We start from the raw sequence: 15654 nt of genomic DNA on the forward strand, positions 1-15654 counted from the left end.
CTCGGGCTACCCGGCCAAAACGACGACAAACCGATGCGAGCAGTGCCCGCTCAGCCGGAGCGCCGCTGGGTCGTGACGCCGCGGCGGAGGTCGCCGGGCAGCGGGCGGACGCGCTGGAGGTCGCGGCGGGTGGTGGAGTGCAGCTGCCAGGGCACGCTGGTCACCATGACTCCGGGTTCGAACAGCAGGCGGCCTTTCAGGCGCAGGGAGCTCTGGTTGTGCAGGATGTTCTCCCACCAGCGGCCGACGACGTACTCGGGGATGTAGATGCAGACGACGTCGCGGGGGCTGCCGCGGCGGAGGTTCTTGACGTACTGGACGACCGGCCGGGTGATCTCGCGGTACGGGGACTCGATCACCTTCAGCGGGAGCTTCATCCCGCGTTGTTCCCATTGGTGCTGCAGCTCGCGGGTGTCGGCGTCGTCGACGTTGACGGTGATCGCGCTGAGGGTGTCGGGCCGGGTGGCGCGGGCGAAGGCGATCGCGCGCTGGCTGGGTTTGTGCAAAGTGGACACCAGCACGATCGCGTGGACGCGGCTGGGCAGCAGCTCGAACTCGTCGTCGGGCCGGAGTTCCTCGCGGACGTGGGTGTAGTGGCGGTGGATGGCGCGCATCAGCAGGTACAACGCGGGAATGGCGATGACGACGAGGTAGGCGCCGTGGGTGAACTTGGTGATCAGGACGACGATGAGCACGAGTGCGGTGAGCAGCGCGCCGAGGGCGTTGATCAGCCGTGACCGCTGGGCCGCCCGTCGTTCGCGGCTGTCGGTGGGGCCGGCGAGCACCCGGTTCCAGTGGCGGACCATCCCGGCCTGGCACAGCGTGAACGAGGTGAACACGCCGAGGATGTAGAGCTGGATCAGGCGGGTGGTGGAACCGTCGAAGGCGAAGATCAGGATGCCGGCGACCAGTGACAGGGCGATGATGCCGTTGGAGAAGGCGAGCCGGTCGCCGCGGGTGTGCAGCTGGCGGGGCAGGTAGCGGTCCTGGGCCAGGATCGAGGCCAGCAACGGGAACCCGTTGAACGCGGTGTTGGCGGCCAGGATGAGGATCAGGGCGGTGGCGGCCTGCAGGATGTAGAACAGCACCGTGTGGTCGCCGCCGAAGACGGCGGCGCCGATCTGGCTGATGACGGTGCGCTGGGGGTCGGTGGCGCAGTCACCGCGGAAACCGGCCAGGTCGCAGGTGTTCTCGGCGATGTGCACCTTGGTGATCAGGGCGAGTGCGGTGATGCCGCCGAACATCACCACGGCGGTGACGCCCATGGCGGTCATCGTGCGGGCGGCGTTGAGCGCCTTCGGTTTCCGGAACGCGGGCACGCCGTTGGAGATGGCCTCGACGCCGGTGAGCGCGGTGCAGCCGGACGCGAAGGAGCGCAGCAGCAGGAAGACCAGGGCGGCGCCGGTCAGCCCGACCTGCTCGGGCCGGACGTCGTAGCCGGCGCTTTCGGCCACCGGAGCGTGCCCGGTGAAGGTGCGGCCCAGCCCGACGACGACCAGCAGCATGACGGTGGCGATGAACAGGTACGTCGGCGCGGCGAAGGCGCGGCCGGATTCGCGGATGCCGCGCAGGTTCATCGCCATCAGCAGGACGATGAAGCCGATGTTGAGCGCGATCCGGTAGTCGTTGAGTTCGGGAACGGCCGAGATGATGTTGTCCACTCCGGACGCGACCGAGACGGCGACGGTCATGATGTAGTCGACCATCAGCGCGCCGGCGACGACGAGCCCGGCGCGGCTGCCGAGGTTGCGGGAGGCGACTTCGTAGGAGCCGCCCCCGCTGGGGTAGGCGCGCACGACCTGCCGGTAGGAGATCACGACGACGGTGAGCAGCACGGCCACCGCCAGCCCGACCCAGGGAGCCAGCGTGAGGTAGGCGAGGCCGCCGATGCTGAGGATGAGCAGGATTTCCTGGGTGGCGTAGGCGACCGAGGAAAGCGGGTCGCTGGCGAAGATGGGCAGCGCGAGCCACTTCGGCAGCAGGGTCTCGCCGAGGGTGTCGCTGCGGAACGGCCGGCCGACGACCAGCCGCTTCAGCCATGAGGTGGGTGCCGGCACGTAGGGAGCGTGCCTGGTGGCGTGGCTGTCCGGCGTAGAGAAAACGTCAAGATACCGGTATCGGCGTAGGGAAATCGTAAGTGTCGTTCCCGTGCTCGTCAGATTCCCGTCAACGACCCTGGTCGCCGCCGGGCGGCTGCCTACGGTTCGGCACGTCGTCCCCCCGGGAGCTGCCATGGCCGAAACCGCTCTCACGCGCGTGATCTGCTGCCCCGGCGCGGTGGAACTGCTCGACGAGCTGGCCTCCGGCGACCGCGCCTTCGCCGATCTCCGCCGGGTCGTCCCGCGGCGGATGCTCGAATCCGCGTTGCGCGTCCTGGCCGCCGAGGGAGCCCTCCGGCGGACGACGACGGGAACCTGGGACGGCCGGCCGGGCGGCGAGGTGGTGTTCTGCCTCACCGCCGCCGGCTGCCGGATGGTCGACGATTTGTCCGATTTGGACGTCTGGGTTGCCGCGTACGAGCGTCACCTCGACGGGTAGCCGGGCCTGGGCCGGACAGCGGTTCGCCGGCACCTCCGTCAAGAACGCGTCAACGCGCCGTGAGGACGCATCAAGACTTTGTCAGGTGGCCTCCGAACCGAAGCTCCGGAGGGACACGCTTTCGTCAGTCCGGTCCCCGTTCGGGCGACCTCGGCTTGTCGTGCGCCGGAAAGGAGCAGCCGCATGGCCGATCTGGTCGACGTCCTGCAGCCCCACCTCGCGGTCGCGGCGGCCAGGCACTGACCCGTGACGACAGCGGACGCGAGCCCGCCGAAGCGCCGCCGCGGTGAACTGCGCATCTACCTCGGGGCCGCCCCGGGCGTGGGGAAGACCTTCGCGATGCTCGGGGAGGCCCGCCGCCGGGCCGGCCGCGGCACCGATGTCGTCGTCGGCCTGGTCGAGACGCACGGCAGGCGCAAGACCGCCGAGCTGCTGGAGGGGCTCGAAGTGGTGCCGCGGCACACGCTGGCCTACCGCGGGCACGACTTCGAGGAGATGGACGTCGACGCGATCCTCGCCCGCGCCCCGGAGGTCGCGGTCGTGGACGAGCTGGCGCACACCAACGTCGCCGGCTCCCGCAACGAGAAGCGCTGGCAGGACATCGAGGAACTCCTGGACGCCGGGATCGATGTCCTCTCGACGGTGAACGTGCAGCACCTGGAGAGCCTCAACGACGTCGTCGAGCGGATCACCGGCATCGCCCAGCAGGAGACCGTGCCGGACGAGGTCGTGCGCCGCGCCGGGCAGCTGGAGCTGGTCGACATCACGCCGGAGGCGCTGCGGCGGCGGCTCGCGCACGGCAACGTCTATCCGGCGGAGCGGATCGACGCCGCGCTCGGCAACTACTTCCGGCCCGGGAACCTCACCGCGCTGCGGGAACTGGCCCTGCTGTGGGTGGCCGACCAGGTCGACGTCGCCCTGCAGCGTTACCGCAGCGAACGCGACATCACCGACACCTGGGAGGCGCGGGAGCGGGTGGTCGTGGCGATCAGCGGCGGCCGGGAGAGCGAGACGCTCATCCGGCGAGCCCGGCGGATCGCGCAGCGAGCCGGAGCCGAGCTGCTCGTGCTGCAGATCCTGCGCGGCGACGGCCTGGCCGGTGTCTCCCCGCAGGCGCTCGCCGAGTACCGAAAGCTCGCCGAAGACGTCGGCGCCACCTTCCACACGGTCGTCGGTGACGACGTCCCGACCGCGCTGCTCGACTTCGCCCGCGGCGTGAACGCGACGCAGGTCGTGGTGGGCACCTCCCGGCGCTCCCGGGTGGCCCGGCTGTTCGACGAGGGCATCGGCGCGACGGTGGTCCAGGAGTCCGGGCCGATCGACGTGCACATGGTCACCCACGACGAATCCGGCGGGCGGCTGCGCGCGAAGCTGTTCCCGCGCAGCTCCCTGGCCCGGCGGCGGCAGCTGCTGGGCTGGGGGCTCGCGCTGCTGCTGCCCGCGGTGGCGACGCTGATCGGCGTCGTGCTGCGGCAGACGCTGATCCTGTCCACCAACGTGATCGACTACTTCCTCGCGACGATCATCGTGGCCCTGGTCGGCGGCCTCGGGCCCGCGCTGTTCGCCTCCATCGCGAGCGCGCTGCTGCTGAACTTCTTCTTCACCCCGCCGCTGTACACGCTGACCGTCGACGCCCAGCAGAACGTCATCACGCTGGTGGCGATGGTCGTGGTCGCGGTGGCGTTCGCGCTCGTCGTCGACCGCGCCTCGCGCCGGGCCGACGCCGCCGCGCGGGCGCGGACCGAGGCCGCGCTGCTGGCCTCCTACGCCCGGACCGTGCTCGGGGGCGGCGATCCGCTGCAGCGGCTGCTGGAAAAGGTGCGGGAGAACTTCGGGCTGGAATCCGTTTCGCTGCTGGAGAAACGGGACGACGAATGGGTCCGCGCGGCGTGCACGGGGGAGCGGCCGTGCGACGATCCGGACGAGGCCGACGTCGACGTCCCGGTGACCGACGACGTCCACCTGGCCCTGCGGGGACGCACCTTGCCCGCACACGACCAGCGGGTCCTGGAAGCGGCCGCGGGTCAGGCGCTGCTCGCGCTGCGGCAGCAGCGGATGGCGGCGCAGACGCAGGAGGCGCAGCGCCGGGCGGCAACCACCGAGCTGCGGACGGCGCTGCTCTCGGCGCTCGGCCACGACCTGCGCACGCCGCTGACGTCCATCAAGGCCGTCTTCGGCGGGCTGCGCGCGCACGACATCAGCTTGTCCGAAGCGGACACCGAGGAACTGCTGAGCGCCGGCGAAGAGTCGACGGACCGGCTTTCCGGGCTGGTCGACAACCTGCTGGACTCCTCGCGCCTGGCGACCGGCGCGGTGCAGCCGGTGCTCCGGCCGATCGGGTACGACGAGGTCGTCGCGACCGCGCTGGCCGCGGTGGACGGCGGCGCGAAGGTCGCGGTCGACATCGACGACCGGCTGCCCGCGGTCACCGCCGACGCCGGCCTGCTGGAACGGACGATCGCCAACGTGGTCGACAACGCACTGCGCCACGGCGGCGGCGAGGTCGCCGTGCGCGCGAGCACCTACGGGGGCCGCGTCGAGCTGCGGATCGCCGACCACGGTCCCGGCTTGCCGAAGGGCGCGGCCGACTCGGCGTTCGCCCCCTTCCAGCGGCTCGGCGACCGCAACACCACCACCGGGGTCGGACTCGGTTTGTCGGTCGCGAAGGGGTTCGTGGCGGCGATGGACGGGGACATCCGGGCCGAGGACACCCCGGGTGGCGGCCTGACGGTCGTCGTGTCCCTGCCGGCGGTGCCGCGATGACGTCCGTGCTCGTGGTCGACGACGAAGCCGCCCTCGTGCGGGCGCTGCGGATCAACCTCACCGCCCGCGGCTACTCCGTGGTCACCGCCACCGACGGCGCATCCGCCCTGCTGACCGCGGCGACCGAGCGCCCGGACCTGGTCCTGCTCGACCTGGGGTTGCCCGACATCGACGGCATCGAGGTGATCCGCGAGCTGCGGACCTGGAGCGCGATGCCGATCATCGTGCTTTCGGCCCGGGACACCTCCGCCGACAAGATCCGGGCCCTCGACACCGGCGCCGACACCTACGTGACCAAGCCGTTCGGGATGGAGGAGCTGTTCGCGTGCCTGCGCGTCGCGGAACGCCGGCTGGCCCTCGGCGCGCCCGAACCGGATCTGGTCGTCGAGACGGCGGCGTTCACCGTGGACGTCTCGTCGAAGACCGTCCGCCGGGGTGCCGTGGCGGTGCACCTGACCCGCACCGAATGGGCCATCCTCGAACAGCTCGTCCGCAACCCCGACTCGCTCGTCAGCGGTACGCACCTGCTGACCACGGTGTGGGGGCCGGAGTACGCGGACCGCGGGCACTACCTGCGTGTCTACCTGGCACAGTTGCGGCGCAAGCTCGAACCCGACCCGGCCCGCCCGCGGTACCTGATCACCGAGACCGGCATCGGGTACCGCTTCGCCCCGGAGGATCCGCCGTGACCGGAGGCCGACGGCGGGCCCTGGTGCCGCTCGTCGCGGCGCGGCTGGGCTTCGCACCGGCTGCGTCACCGAAGGATCCCGCAGGGCGAGCGCACGTGGCAGCGCCGCCAGTGCGTCGAGGACGACCTCGCCGGCCACGCAGTCCGGCTGGGCCGTCTCCCGGAGTCCGTGGTTCCTCGCAGCGACGCTGCTTGACGGTTTTCCCTGTGTTCCTCGGCCACTCAGGACACTTTGCGGTGGTAGGCCGCGGTCGCGAAGGCGTAGGCGACGACAAGGATGCCGGCGCACCAGGCGAGGGCGGTCCAGATGTCGGTGCCGACCGGTGCTTGCGTGAACAGGGCTCGGATGGTGTTGACGATGGACGTGACAGGCTGGTGTTCGGCGAACCAGCGCACCGGTCCGGGCATCGTGGCGGTGGGGACGAAGGCCGAGCTGAGGAACGGCAGGAAGATCAGTGGGTAGGAGAACGCGCCGCCGCCTTCGGCCGTTTTCGCGGTGAGGCCGGCGATCAGCGCGATCCACGTCAGGGCGAGGGTGAACAGGAGCAGGATGCCGGTGACCGCGAGCCAGGCCAGGACGCCGGCGCTCGTGCGGAAGCCCATGAGCAGCGCCACACCGACGACGATCACCAGCGAGATCAGGTTGGCGGCCAGCGACGTGAGCACGTGCGCCCACAGCACGGCCGACCGGGCGATCGGCATGGCGTGGAAGCGCTCGAAGATCCCGCTCTTGAGATCGGTGAACAGCCGCAGGGCGGCGTAGGCGATGCCCGAGGCGATCGTGATCAGCAGGATGCCGGGCAGCATGTAGTTCACGTAGGAGGCCGATCCGGTCTGGATCGCGCCGCCGAAGACGTAGCCGAACATCAGCATCATGGCGACCGGCGTGATGACGGTCGTGATGATCGTGTCCAGGCTGCGGGTGATGTGACGCAGCGACCGTCCCCAAAGGATGGTGGTGTCCGTGGTCATCGGTTCTCGCTTTCCGTGCGGGTGCCGACGACGGCGAAGAAGACGTCTTCGAGGGTCGGCTGCTTCTCGACGTATTCGACCTCGGCCGGCGGGAGCAGCTGCTTGAGCTCGGCGAGCGTGCCGTTCACGATGATCCGGCCCTCGTGCAGGATGGCGATCCGGTCGGCGAGCTGCTCGGCCTCGTCCAGGTACTGGGTGGTCAGCAGCACGGTGGTGCCGCGCGCGGCGAGGTCCTTGACGGCGGCCCAGACCTCGACGCGGGCTTCGGGGTCGAGGCCGGTGGTCGGCTCGTCCAGGAAGATCACCGGGGGATCGCCGATGAGGCTCATCGCGATGTCCAGGCGCCGTCGCATGCCCCCGGAGTACGCCGACACCTTCCGCGTGGCCGCGTCGGTGAGGGAGAAGCGGGCCAGCAAGTCGTCGGCAACCTTGCCGGGCTGAGCGAGGCGCCGGAGCCGGGCGATGAGGACGAGGTTCTCCCGGCCGCTGAGGATCTCGTCGACGGCGGCGAACTGCCCGGTCAGGCTGATCGCCGCCCGCACGCCGTCGGCCTGGGTGACGACGTCGAAGCCGGTGATCGCGGCCGTTCCCGCGTCGGGTTTCAGCAGCGTGGACAGGATCCGCACCACCGTGGTCTTGCCGGCTCCGTTCGAGCCGAGCAGGGCGAAGATGCTGCCCCGTGCGACGTCGAAGTCCACGCCACGCAGGACGTGGAGCTGTTTGTACGACTTCTCGAGGCCGCGTACTCGGATCGCTGTCATCGGTCATCCCCTCATCCAGCTAGTCAGTAGTGCTGAGTACTGGTATACAGTAGTACTAGGTAGCGGTGCCAGGGCAAGCCCGGAGGAGCGATGGACGACCTGACGGAGATGTTGAAGGGCACCCTCGAAGGCTGTGTGCTCGAGATCATCGGCAAGGAGGAGACCTACGGCTACGCCATCACGCGCCGGTTGAACGACCTCGGCTTCGGCGACGTCGTCGAGGGAACCGTGTACACGATCCTGTTGCGCCTGGAGAAGAACAAGCTCGTCCAGGTGACGAAGCGGCCGTCCGAGAAGGGGCCGCCGCGCAAGTTCTACGCGCTGAATGACGCCGGTCGCGAAGAGCTCGGGCGGTTCTGGGCGAAGTGGCAGTACGTCTCCTCGCGCATCGACGAACTGAAGGAAGGTGGGGAATGAACTTCTGGGAGACCATCACCGGCAGCGACCTGACCCGGGAATACCAGGCTTTCGAAGCCCGGGCCGGGGCGTTGCCGGAGGACTACCGGGCGGCGTGGGAACAGATCAAGGCGAACCTCTTCCCGTACGGGGATTTCTCGGGCCGCAATCTGATGCCGATCCTCGACGGCGCGCTGGGACTGCTCGAAGAAACCGCGGCGGAGGGACAGAGCATCCACGACGTGCTGGGAGACGACGTCGAGGGTTTCTGCGCGGCGCTCGCCGGCGGTGAAGGCGCCAAGAACTTCCGTGACCGGTGGCGGAAACAGCTGAACCGGAATGTCGCGAAAAAACTGGGCCGGCTGGGAGGCTGAGATGGGCATCCAGGACGTCATCGAAGGCAAGAAGCAGTGGCGGGCGCATCTGGCTCGGGTCAAAGCGCTGCCGCCGGACTACCAGATCGTCTACAAGGAGATGCAGAAGTACCTGTTCAAGGTCGGCCCGGTCGACCTGCTCGAGGGAAACCTGCTCTCGGGGATCGTCGACTTCTTCGCCGAAAGCGCGGCGACCGGCCGGGGAGTCCTGGAGGTGATCGGCGAGGACGTCGCCGCCTTCTGCGACGAGCTGATCAAGGACTCGCCGACCTACGCCGACCGCTACCAGGAGTCGCTCAAGGACAAGGGTGGGCATTAGCCGGAAAGCGGTGTGAAACCACGCTGAAACCGCGGTTGCGCACTCTCGTCCCAGCCGCGACCACCGAGGTCGCGGCGGACGAGAGGAGAACCGTGACCACCCCGGCGATAGCGGCCAGCGGGCTGCGCAAGTCCTTCGGCGACCAGGTCGTGCTCGACGGCATCGACCTGCAGGTCGCCGAAGGCACGATCTTCGCCCTGCTCGGGCCGAACGGCGCGGGCAAGACGACCGCGGTGCGGATCCTGTCCACCCTGATCCGCGCCGACGGCGGGCGGGCCTCGGTCGCGGGGCACGACGTGGCCGCCGAGCCGGACGGGGTCCGGGCCGCGATCGGCGTCACCGGGCAGTTCTCGGCGGTCGACAACCTGCTGACCGGCGAGGAGAACCTGCTGCTGATGGCCGATCTGCACCACCTCGGCCGGGCCGAAGGCCGGCGGAAGGCGGCCGTCCTGCTGGAGCGGTTCGACCTCGTCGAGTCCGCGGGCAAGCTGGTCTCGGCCTACTCGGGCGGGATGCGGCGGCGGCTCGATCTGGCGATGACGCTCACCGGAGAGCCGCGCGTGCTCTTCCTCGATGAGCCGACCACCGGGCTCGACCCGCGCAGCCGGCACACCATGTGGGGGATCATCCGGGACCTCGTCGCCGGCGGCGTCACCGTCTTCCTGACGACGCAGTACCTGGACGAGGCCGACGAGCTCGCCGGCCGGGTCGCGGTGCTCGACCACGGCCGGGTGGTCGCCGAAGGCACCCCGGACGAGCTCAAGCGGCGGGTCGCCGGCGGGCACGTCCGGCTGCAGTTCGCCGACGCCGCCGCCCTGGACGCCGCCGCCCGGGCGCTGGGGGAGGGGACGCGGGACGAGTCCGCGTTCACGCTGTCGGTGCCCGGCGACGGCGGGGTCCGCTCGTTGCGCGGCCTCCTCGACCGGCTGGACGGCGCCGGCGTCGACGTCGGCGGCCTGTCGGTGCACACCCCGGACCTCGACGACGTGTTCTTCGCCCTCACCACCGAGAAGGAGGCCGTCCGATGAGCTACGCGGTGCGCGATTCGGCGACCATGCTGCGGCGCAACCTCAAGCACCTGCGCCGGTACCCGGGAATGATGATCATGGCCCTGGGAATGCCGGTGTTGCTCCTGCTGTTGTTCGTCGGGGTGTTCGGCGGCGCGATGCAGGCGGGCGTCCGCGGCGGGGCGTACGTCGACTACCTGGTGCCGGGCATCCTGCTGATGACCGTGGGGTACGGCGCGTCGATGACGGCGCTGGCGGTGAACCGCGACATGACCGAGGGGATCATCGCGCGGTTCCGGACGATGGCGATCGCGCGGGTGTCCGTGCTGACCGGGCACGTCCTGGGCGCGGTGCTCCGCACGGTCACCAGCGCGACGCTGGTCGTCGGGGTGGCGCTGCTGTTCGGGTTCCGGCCCGCCGCGGGACCGGGCGGCTGGTTCGCCACGCTGGGACTGGTGCTGCTGCTGGCGTTGGCGCTCACCTGGCTCGCCGTGGCGGTCGGGCTGGCGGCGAAGAACGCCGAGGGCGCGAACCTGTTCATCCTGCTGGTGCAGGTGCTGCCGTTCGTCAGCAGCGCGTTCGTGCCCACGGACACGATGTCGGGAGCCGTGCGCTGGTTCGCGCGCAACGAGCCGTTCACGCCGGTCATCGACACCCTGCGCGGCCTGCTGCTGGGCACTCCGGCCGGGAGCGTCGCGTGGATCGCCGTGGCGTGGTGCGCCGGGTTCGCCGTCGCGGGGTACGTCTGGGCGCGGCTGCTGTTCAGGCGCGATCCCGCGGCCTGACCGCCAGCGCCGCGATCGCCGCCGCGCGCAGGTCTTCGCGGCCGAGGCCGGCGTATTCCGACCGCGCGTCGGCGTACGCCGGCTTGTCGGCCTGTTCGGCCAAGGCGCGGATGCGGGCCGAGGACATCGTGGGGTGGAAGCCGCGCGCGTACCGGAAGCGCTCGGCGAGGGCGACCAGGCGCACCGCCGCGGCTCGCTCGCCGGGCGTCTGCGCGCGGTCGAGGTCGGCCAGCGCCAGCGCCAGCAGCACCGCACCGCAGACCGGGACCGACATCGCGGCGTCGCCGAGCAAGCCGGGCAGCGCGCGGGGGAGTTCGCCGGTGATCTCGGTGACGAGGTCGAGCCGCCGGTGGTGGGCGTGGGCGACCACGGTGACGGCCTGGGTCTCCCACGCCCAGCCGTCGGCGCCGGGGCCGGTGTCCTTCGTGGACCGGAGCCGTTCGGCGGCCTGCCGCCACAGGCGCAGGCCGGTGTCGGTGTCGCCGCGGGCGAGGAGGATTTCCGCGCGGGCGCCGACGTCCACCATGGACGCGCCGGCCGCCTCGCCGCCGCCGGTCAGCATCGCCCGTTCCAGCCAGTGTTCCGCCTCGTCGATCGCGCCGACCTGGAGCTGGGCCAGGACCAGGGCGCCCCGGATGCGGGCGGCGCCCGGCCAGGTGCCGGTCTCGTCGAGCACGGCGAGCACGGTGCCGATCGACCGCCGCGCGTCTTCGCCGCGTTCCAGTTCGAGGCACAGTTCGCCGACCCGGGCGTGGGCGACGGCGCGCATCCACGGCGAGTCCCGGTGTTCGAACACGGCGACCATGCGCTCGGCCGCGGCCAGCGCCCGCTCGGGATCCTCGAGCGCCGACCACGCGTAGCCGGCGACGCCCTCGGCCAGTCCGGCGACGAGGGGATCGTCGTCGTCGCACAGCGCGAACAACGGGCCGAAGTCGGCCGCCGCCACGGCCCGGATCACCGTTTCGGCGGCGTGCACCAGCGTGCCGGGCGCGGCGGGCGGGAGCCGGCGGAGGGCGGCCAGCGAGCGCGTCGGCCGGGGGCCCTGCAACAAAAAGCTGTTCACCGCGCTCAGCACCAGCGCCGCGCGGGTCGCCGCCACGAGATCGGGCTCCGGACGGAAGTGCGAGAGGAGCCAGGCGGTGTCCTCGACGAGCGCGGCCATCCGGCCGAAGTTCGACTCGAACGTCCACAGCCCGGCCAGGACGGCGGCGGTCGCCGCCACGACCGGGCCGTCCTCGTGGTCGATTCCGTGCCGCAGGGCGTGCACCAGGTTGTCCTGCTCGGCACCGACCCGGCGCATGGCCGGCACGAGGTCGGCGGCGAACAGGGAATCGTGGTGGGCCAGCGCGAAGTCCACGGCCCAGGCCAGGAAGCCGGTGGTGGCCTGCTCGGTTTCGCCGGCTTCCCCGCGGCGGGCGGCGCTGAACTCGCGGACCGTCTCCAGCATCCGGAACCGCGTGCCCGCCGGGGTGTCCAGGACCTTGACCAGCGAGTGGCCGGCGAGCTGGTCGAGCAGGCCCCACACGTCGACGTCGAGCAGGTGCCGGGCAGCCTCGGCGGTGAAGCCGTCGGGGAAGACCGACAGGGCGCGCATGGCGGCCTGCCCTCGCTGGTCGAGGAGGGTCCAGCTCCAGTCGATGACGGCGTGCAGCGTGTGGTGGCGCGCCGGGGCGTCGCGGGCGCCGCCGCGCAGGAGGACGAACCGGTCACCGAGGTGACCGGTGAGCTCGGCGACCGACATGACGCGGCTGCGGGCCGCGGCCAGTTCGATCGCGAGTGGCAGGCCGTCGAGGTGGGCGCACAGCTGCCGGACAGCCTCGTCCGGCAGGTCGACGTCCGGGCGGATCGCCCTGGCCCGCTGCCGGAACAGCTCGGCGGCGGCCGCGGGGGTCAGTTCCGGCAGCGCGTGGACCGCCTCGGAGGTGAGGCCGAGCGGGGTCCGGCTGGTGGTGAGCACGCGGAGGTCGGCGCTGAGCGCGACCAGCGCCCGGACGAGCTCGGCCACGCCGCGCACCACGTGTTCGCAGTTGTCGAGCACCAGCAGCGCCGGGCCGGCGCCGAGCGCGTCGAGGATGCCGGTCACGGCGTCACGCGGGACCGCCGGGCGGCTCCCGGGCGGGCCCGCCTCCGCTCCACTGACCGCCGTGGCGGCTTCGGCGGCGACCTCGTCGTCCCGGGTGATGCCGGCGAGCGGCACGAAGTGCACGATCCGCTGCTCGGCCCGGCGGCTGACGGCGTGGGCCAGCCGGGTCTTGCCCAGCCCGCCCGCGCCGACGATCGAGGTGACCCGGGACGTCCGCAGCAGCCCGGCGACGGCGGCCAGGTCGGCGTCCCGGCCGAGCAGCGGGTTCGGCTCGTGGGCGACGCCGTGGCGCACCGCGGGTGCTTCGCCCTGCAGGAGCTGCTGGTGCAGCTGACGCAGTGCGGGTCCGGGATCGCTGCCGAGTTCGTCGCGGACCGTGCGCCGGTAGGTCTCGTACCTGGCCAATGCGGCAGCGGGACCGGCCGTCGCGGCTTCGCTGCGCAGGAGTTCCGCCAGGAGTTCCTCGTCGCGCGGTCGTTCCGCGGCCAGCTCGGCGAGCTCGTCGACCGCTTCCGCGGCCCGGCCCAGCCGCGAGCGGCACAGCGCGCGGGCGCGGACCAGCCACCGGCCGGTCGACGCGCGGGCCGTCCGCAGCGCGGCGAGCGGGTCGGCGCTGCCGGGGTCCTCGTGCGCGGTCCAGAGCGCCAGGCCCGCCTCGGCCTGGGCGAGCGCACCTTCGTGGTCGCCGTCGCGGGAAAGCCGGGCGCAGGCGGCCGCGCTGAGGACCAGTGCGCCGGCGTCGATCCGGCTCTCGGCCAGGGTGAGCCGGTAGCCGGACGGCGTGGCCTCGATGACGTCGTGGCCGAGCTGGGCTCGCGCGCGGGACACGAGAACCTGCAGCGCCTTCGCGGGGTGCTCCGGCTGCCCGTCCGGCCAGAGTCCTTCGATCAGGCGGGCGGTGCTCGCGCCGGTGCGGAGGTCGTCGGCGAGCAGGGCGAGCAGGCTGCCGAGGCGGGGGCTGGTGATTTCCCGGCCGCGGTAGGCCACCCGCGGCAGCAGGACCAGCTCGATCGTCACCGCCTCAGGCTAGCCCGGGGAGCTGCTCGGCGGAGGGTTCGCTGGGGAACAGGACGGGGCGGGCCGCCCGCCGTCCCGGCTTCGATCCGTCCACAGTGGAGGCGTTCGAACGCCGGGCGGCGCTCGAGGGGGCGGGCACCGGATGCGGGTCTCCTCGGCCACTTCTTCCGGCCGCTCGCGTAGGCTGAGCGCGGCGCGCCGGGAAGTCTGGTCGGCATCCGGGATTCGGATCGGGAAGGACCGGCTCATGCGCGGGGTGGAAACCGTCCTGTTCCTCGTGGTCGTGGCGACCGTGGTGGCCACGTTCGCCCGGCGGTGGCGGGTGCCGGCGCCGTCGCTGCTGGTCGTCGTCGGCGTGGCGGCCGGGCTGCTGCCGGGGGTACCACTCGTTCAGGTGACCCCGGACGTGATCAGCCTCGTCGTGCTCCCGCCGCTGTTGTTCGCCGCGGGGGAGGAGCTGCCGTGGCGGGACCTGCGCGCGGTCGGCCGTCCGGTCGCGGTCCTGTCGGTCGGGCTGGTGCTGTTGTCGGCCGCGGCGGTGATCGGGGTGGCGGTCGTGGTGACGCCGTTGCCGGTCGGGATGGCGTTCGTGCTCGGCGCGGTGCTGGCCAGCACCGACCCCGTCGCGGTGACGGCGCTGGCGCGGCGGTTGGCGCTGCCGCCGCGGGTGCAGGCGCTGATCCAGGCCGAGAGCCTGTTCAACGACGCGACCAGCCTGCTGCTGTTCCGGGTGGCGCTGTTCCTGGCCGTCGCCGGCGGGGCCGCGTCCTGGGGCCGGACGCTGAGCGAGTTCGGCCTGCTCGCGGGCGGCGGGGTGGCGGTCGGGGTGCTGACGGCGCTGGGTGCGTTCGTCATCCGGCGGCGCACCGAAGACCCGGTGCTGGAGACGGTGATCTCCCTGGTCACGCCGTATGCGGGGTATGTGGTGGCGGAGTCGGTCGGCGGGTCGGGCGTGACCGCGGTCGTGGTGGCGAGCGTGATCCTCGGGACCCAGGCCGAGCGGCTGACGACGGCCCGGATCCGGCTGCAGGTCGGCGCGGTGTACCAGACCGTGGTGTTCCTGCTGGAGAGCGTGGTGTTCGGCCTGATCGGGCTCCAGCTGCCGGCCCTGGTGCGCCGGGTGACCGGCGGGGGTGCGTGGTGGCTGCTGCAGGCGCTGGCCATCGCCGCGACCCTGGTCCTCGCGCGGCTGCTGCTGGTGTTCGTGCTCTCGGCGCTGCGGCAACGACGGCAGGACGGCCGCATCTCCTGGCAGGTGCCCGCGGTCGTGTCGTGGGCGGGCGCGCGGGGTGTCGTGCCGCTCGCGGCGGCGCTGTCGCTGCCGGTGGCCACTTTGGACGGTGCCGAGCTGCCCGCGCGTGACCTCGTCCTCCTGCTGACGACGGCGGTGATCGTGCTGACGCTGGTGGTCCAGGGCTTCACGCTCGCCCCGCTGGTCCGCCGGGCGGGCATCGCGCTCGACCCGGCCGACCTGCGCACCGAGTACGGCACCGCGCGCCGGAAGCTCGCCGAAGCCGGCCTTTCGCACCTGGACCACCTGGCCGAGACCGAGTCGGCGCCGGCGTTCGTGGTCGACCGGCTGCGGGCCGGCTGGCAGGCCCGCCTGGACCACATCCGGGGTGACACCGGCGAGGAGGCGGCGGACTGGGTGCGCGGGATCGACTACCGAGCCCTGAAGCGTGAGCTGATCGACGTCGAGGCGGCCGAGCTGACCCGGCTGTTCGAGGCGGGCGAGATCACCGACGGCACCCGGCGGCGCATCCAGCGGCTGCTGGACCTGGAGCACGCCGGGCTCGAGGACTGAGCGGCCTGCCGGGGGATCGGCGTCCGCCGTGTAAGGCATAATTTTCGTCGTCATGCGCGAAACTTGCTGAAATCAGTCTGACTCTTGCCAAGAATTGGCCGAATGCCTACATTCCTGTCACCGACGTACTCGTGCACCGGCGGACGA

Annotated in this window: 13 protein-coding genes; 9 read left to right on the forward strand and 4 right to left on the reverse strand. The window is 71.8% G+C overall.

Annotated features, from left to right (window positions below):
* Positions 1–50 precede the first annotated feature (50 nt).
* Entirely contained in the window at positions 51–2057 is a 2007-nt protein-coding gene (locus tag OO60_RS31605; RefSeq protein WP_003081201.1) for an APC family permease, read from the reverse strand.
* Between the two features lie 175 nt (positions 2058–2232).
* Here OO60_RS31605 and OO60_RS31610 point away from each other — a divergent pair, with 175 nt between their 5' ends.
* From OO60_RS31610 to OO60_RS31620, 3 genes are all read left to right on the forward strand, one after another.
* The gene (locus tag OO60_RS31610) at positions 2233–2538 is read left to right on the forward strand and encodes a winged helix-turn-helix transcriptional regulator (protein WP_003081204.1); all 306 of its coding nucleotides are present in this window, start codon (positions 2233–2235) and stop codon (positions 2536–2538) included.
* Positions 2539–2784: 246 nt separating this feature from the next.
* Positions 2785–5301: a sensor histidine kinase gene (locus tag OO60_RS31615; RefSeq protein WP_051767821.1), complete on the forward strand. Its 2517-nt coding sequence runs from the start codon at positions 2785–2787 to the stop codon at positions 5299–5301.
* A complete protein-coding gene (locus tag OO60_RS31620; protein ID WP_004562500.1) occupies positions 5298–5990 on the forward strand; it encodes a response regulator in 693 nt (230 codons plus the stop codon). Before OO60_RS31615 ends, OO60_RS31620 begins: the two co-directional genes overlap by 4 nt.
* A gap of 221 nt (positions 5991–6211) precedes the next feature.
* Here the strand turns inward: OO60_RS31620 and OO60_RS31625 are convergent, their stop codons facing one another.
* Positions 6212–6961, reverse strand: a complete 750-nt coding sequence (locus OO60_RS31625) for an ABC transporter permease (RefSeq protein WP_004562501.1) — start codon at positions 6959–6961, stop codon at positions 6212–6214.
* On the reverse strand, positions 6958–7722 hold the full coding sequence (locus OO60_RS31630; RefSeq protein ID WP_033262704.1) for an ABC transporter ATP-binding protein: 765 nt from the start codon (positions 7720–7722) through the stop codon (positions 6958–6960). Before OO60_RS31630 ends, OO60_RS31625 begins: the two co-directional genes overlap by 4 nt.
* Before the next feature lie 90 nt (positions 7723–7812).
* On the opposite strand from OO60_RS31630, the gene OO60_RS31635 reads away from it, so the two are divergent.
* The 5 genes from OO60_RS31635 to OO60_RS31655 all read left to right on the forward strand — a co-directional run bounded on the left by OO60_RS31635 (position 7813) and on the right by OO60_RS31655 (position 10603).
* Positions 7813–8139 carry a PadR family transcriptional regulator gene (locus tag OO60_RS31635; protein ID WP_004562502.1) on the forward strand — a complete coding sequence of 109 codons (327 nt, stop codon included), beginning with the start codon at positions 7813–7815 and terminating at the stop codon, positions 8137–8139.
* Positions 8136–8492 (forward strand): DUF1048 domain-containing protein, encoded by a 357-nt coding sequence (locus OO60_RS31640; protein WP_004562503.1) that lies wholly within the window; start codon positions 8136–8138, stop codon positions 8490–8492. Before OO60_RS31635 ends, OO60_RS31640 begins: the two co-directional genes overlap by 4 nt.
* Before the next feature lies 1 nt (position 8493).
* A complete protein-coding gene (locus OO60_RS31645; RefSeq protein WP_004562504.1) occupies positions 8494–8811 on the forward strand; it encodes a DUF1048 domain-containing protein in 318 nt (105 codons plus the stop codon).
* 92 nt (positions 8812–8903) lie between these two features.
* Positions 8904–9839 carry a daunorubicin resistance protein DrrA family ABC transporter ATP-binding protein gene (locus OO60_RS31650; RefSeq protein ID WP_004562505.1) on the forward strand — a complete coding sequence of 312 codons (936 nt, stop codon included), beginning with the start codon at positions 8904–8906 and terminating at the stop codon, positions 9837–9839.
* Positions 9836–10603, forward strand: coding sequence for an ABC transporter permease (locus OO60_RS31655; protein WP_004562506.1), 768 nt, complete (start codon positions 9836–9838; stop codon positions 10601–10603). The genes OO60_RS31650 and OO60_RS31655 overlap by 4 nt, the downstream gene beginning before the upstream one ends.
* On the opposite strand, the gene OO60_RS31660 is transcribed toward OO60_RS31655, so the two are convergent.
* Entirely contained in the window at positions 10581–13703 is a 3123-nt protein-coding gene (locus OO60_RS31660) for an ATP-binding protein (protein WP_033262705.1), read from the reverse strand. The two genes, OO60_RS31655 and OO60_RS31660, sit on opposite strands and share 23 nt — an antisense overlap.
* Positions 13704–13950: 247 nt before the next feature.
* Here OO60_RS31660 and OO60_RS31665 point away from each other — a divergent pair, with 247 nt between their 5' ends.
* On the forward strand, positions 13951–15507 hold the full coding sequence (locus OO60_RS31665; protein ID WP_003104638.1) for a Na+/H+ antiporter: 1557 nt from the start codon (positions 13951–13953) through the stop codon (positions 15505–15507).
* Positions 15508–15654 lie beyond the last annotated feature (147 nt).

Origin of the sequence: Amycolatopsis vancoresmycina, assembly GCF_000716785.1 — a bacterium.
Taxonomy (GTDB): domain Bacteria; phylum Actinomycetota; class Actinomycetes; order Mycobacteriales; family Pseudonocardiaceae; genus Amycolatopsis; species Amycolatopsis vancoresmycina.

Bases quoted from the DNA above. Each gene is read 5' to 3' on its own strand.
- OO60_RS31610 (WP_003081204.1), top strand. From the start codon at position 2,233: ATGGCCGAAACCGCTCTCACGCGCGTGATCTGCTGCCCCGGCGCGGTG.
- OO60_RS31620 (WP_004562500.1), top strand. From the start codon at position 5,298: ATGACGTCCGTGCTCGTGGTCGACGACGAAGCCGCCCTCGTGCGGGCG.
- OO60_RS31625 (WP_004562501.1), bottom strand. From the start codon at position 6,961: ATGACCACGGACACCACCATCCTTTGGGGACGGTCGCTGCGTCACATC.
- OO60_RS31630 (WP_033262704.1), bottom strand. From the start codon at position 7,722: ATGACAGCGATCCGAGTACGCGGCCTCGAGAAGTCGTACAAACAGCTC.
- OO60_RS31635 (WP_004562502.1), top strand. From the start codon at position 7,813: ATGGACGACCTGACGGAGATGTTGAAGGGCACCCTCGAAGGCTGTGTG.
- OO60_RS31640 (WP_004562503.1), top strand. From the start codon at position 8,136: ATGAACTTCTGGGAGACCATCACCGGCAGCGACCTGACCCGGGAATAC.
- OO60_RS31645 (WP_004562504.1), top strand. From the start codon at position 8,494: ATGGGCATCCAGGACGTCATCGAAGGCAAGAAGCAGTGGCGGGCGCAT.
- OO60_RS31655 (WP_004562506.1), top strand. From the start codon at position 9,836: ATGAGCTACGCGGTGCGCGATTCGGCGACCATGCTGCGGCGCAACCTC.
- OO60_RS31665 (WP_003104638.1), top strand. From the start codon at position 13,951: ATGCGCGGGGTGGAAACCGTCCTGTTCCTCGTGGTCGTGGCGACCGTG.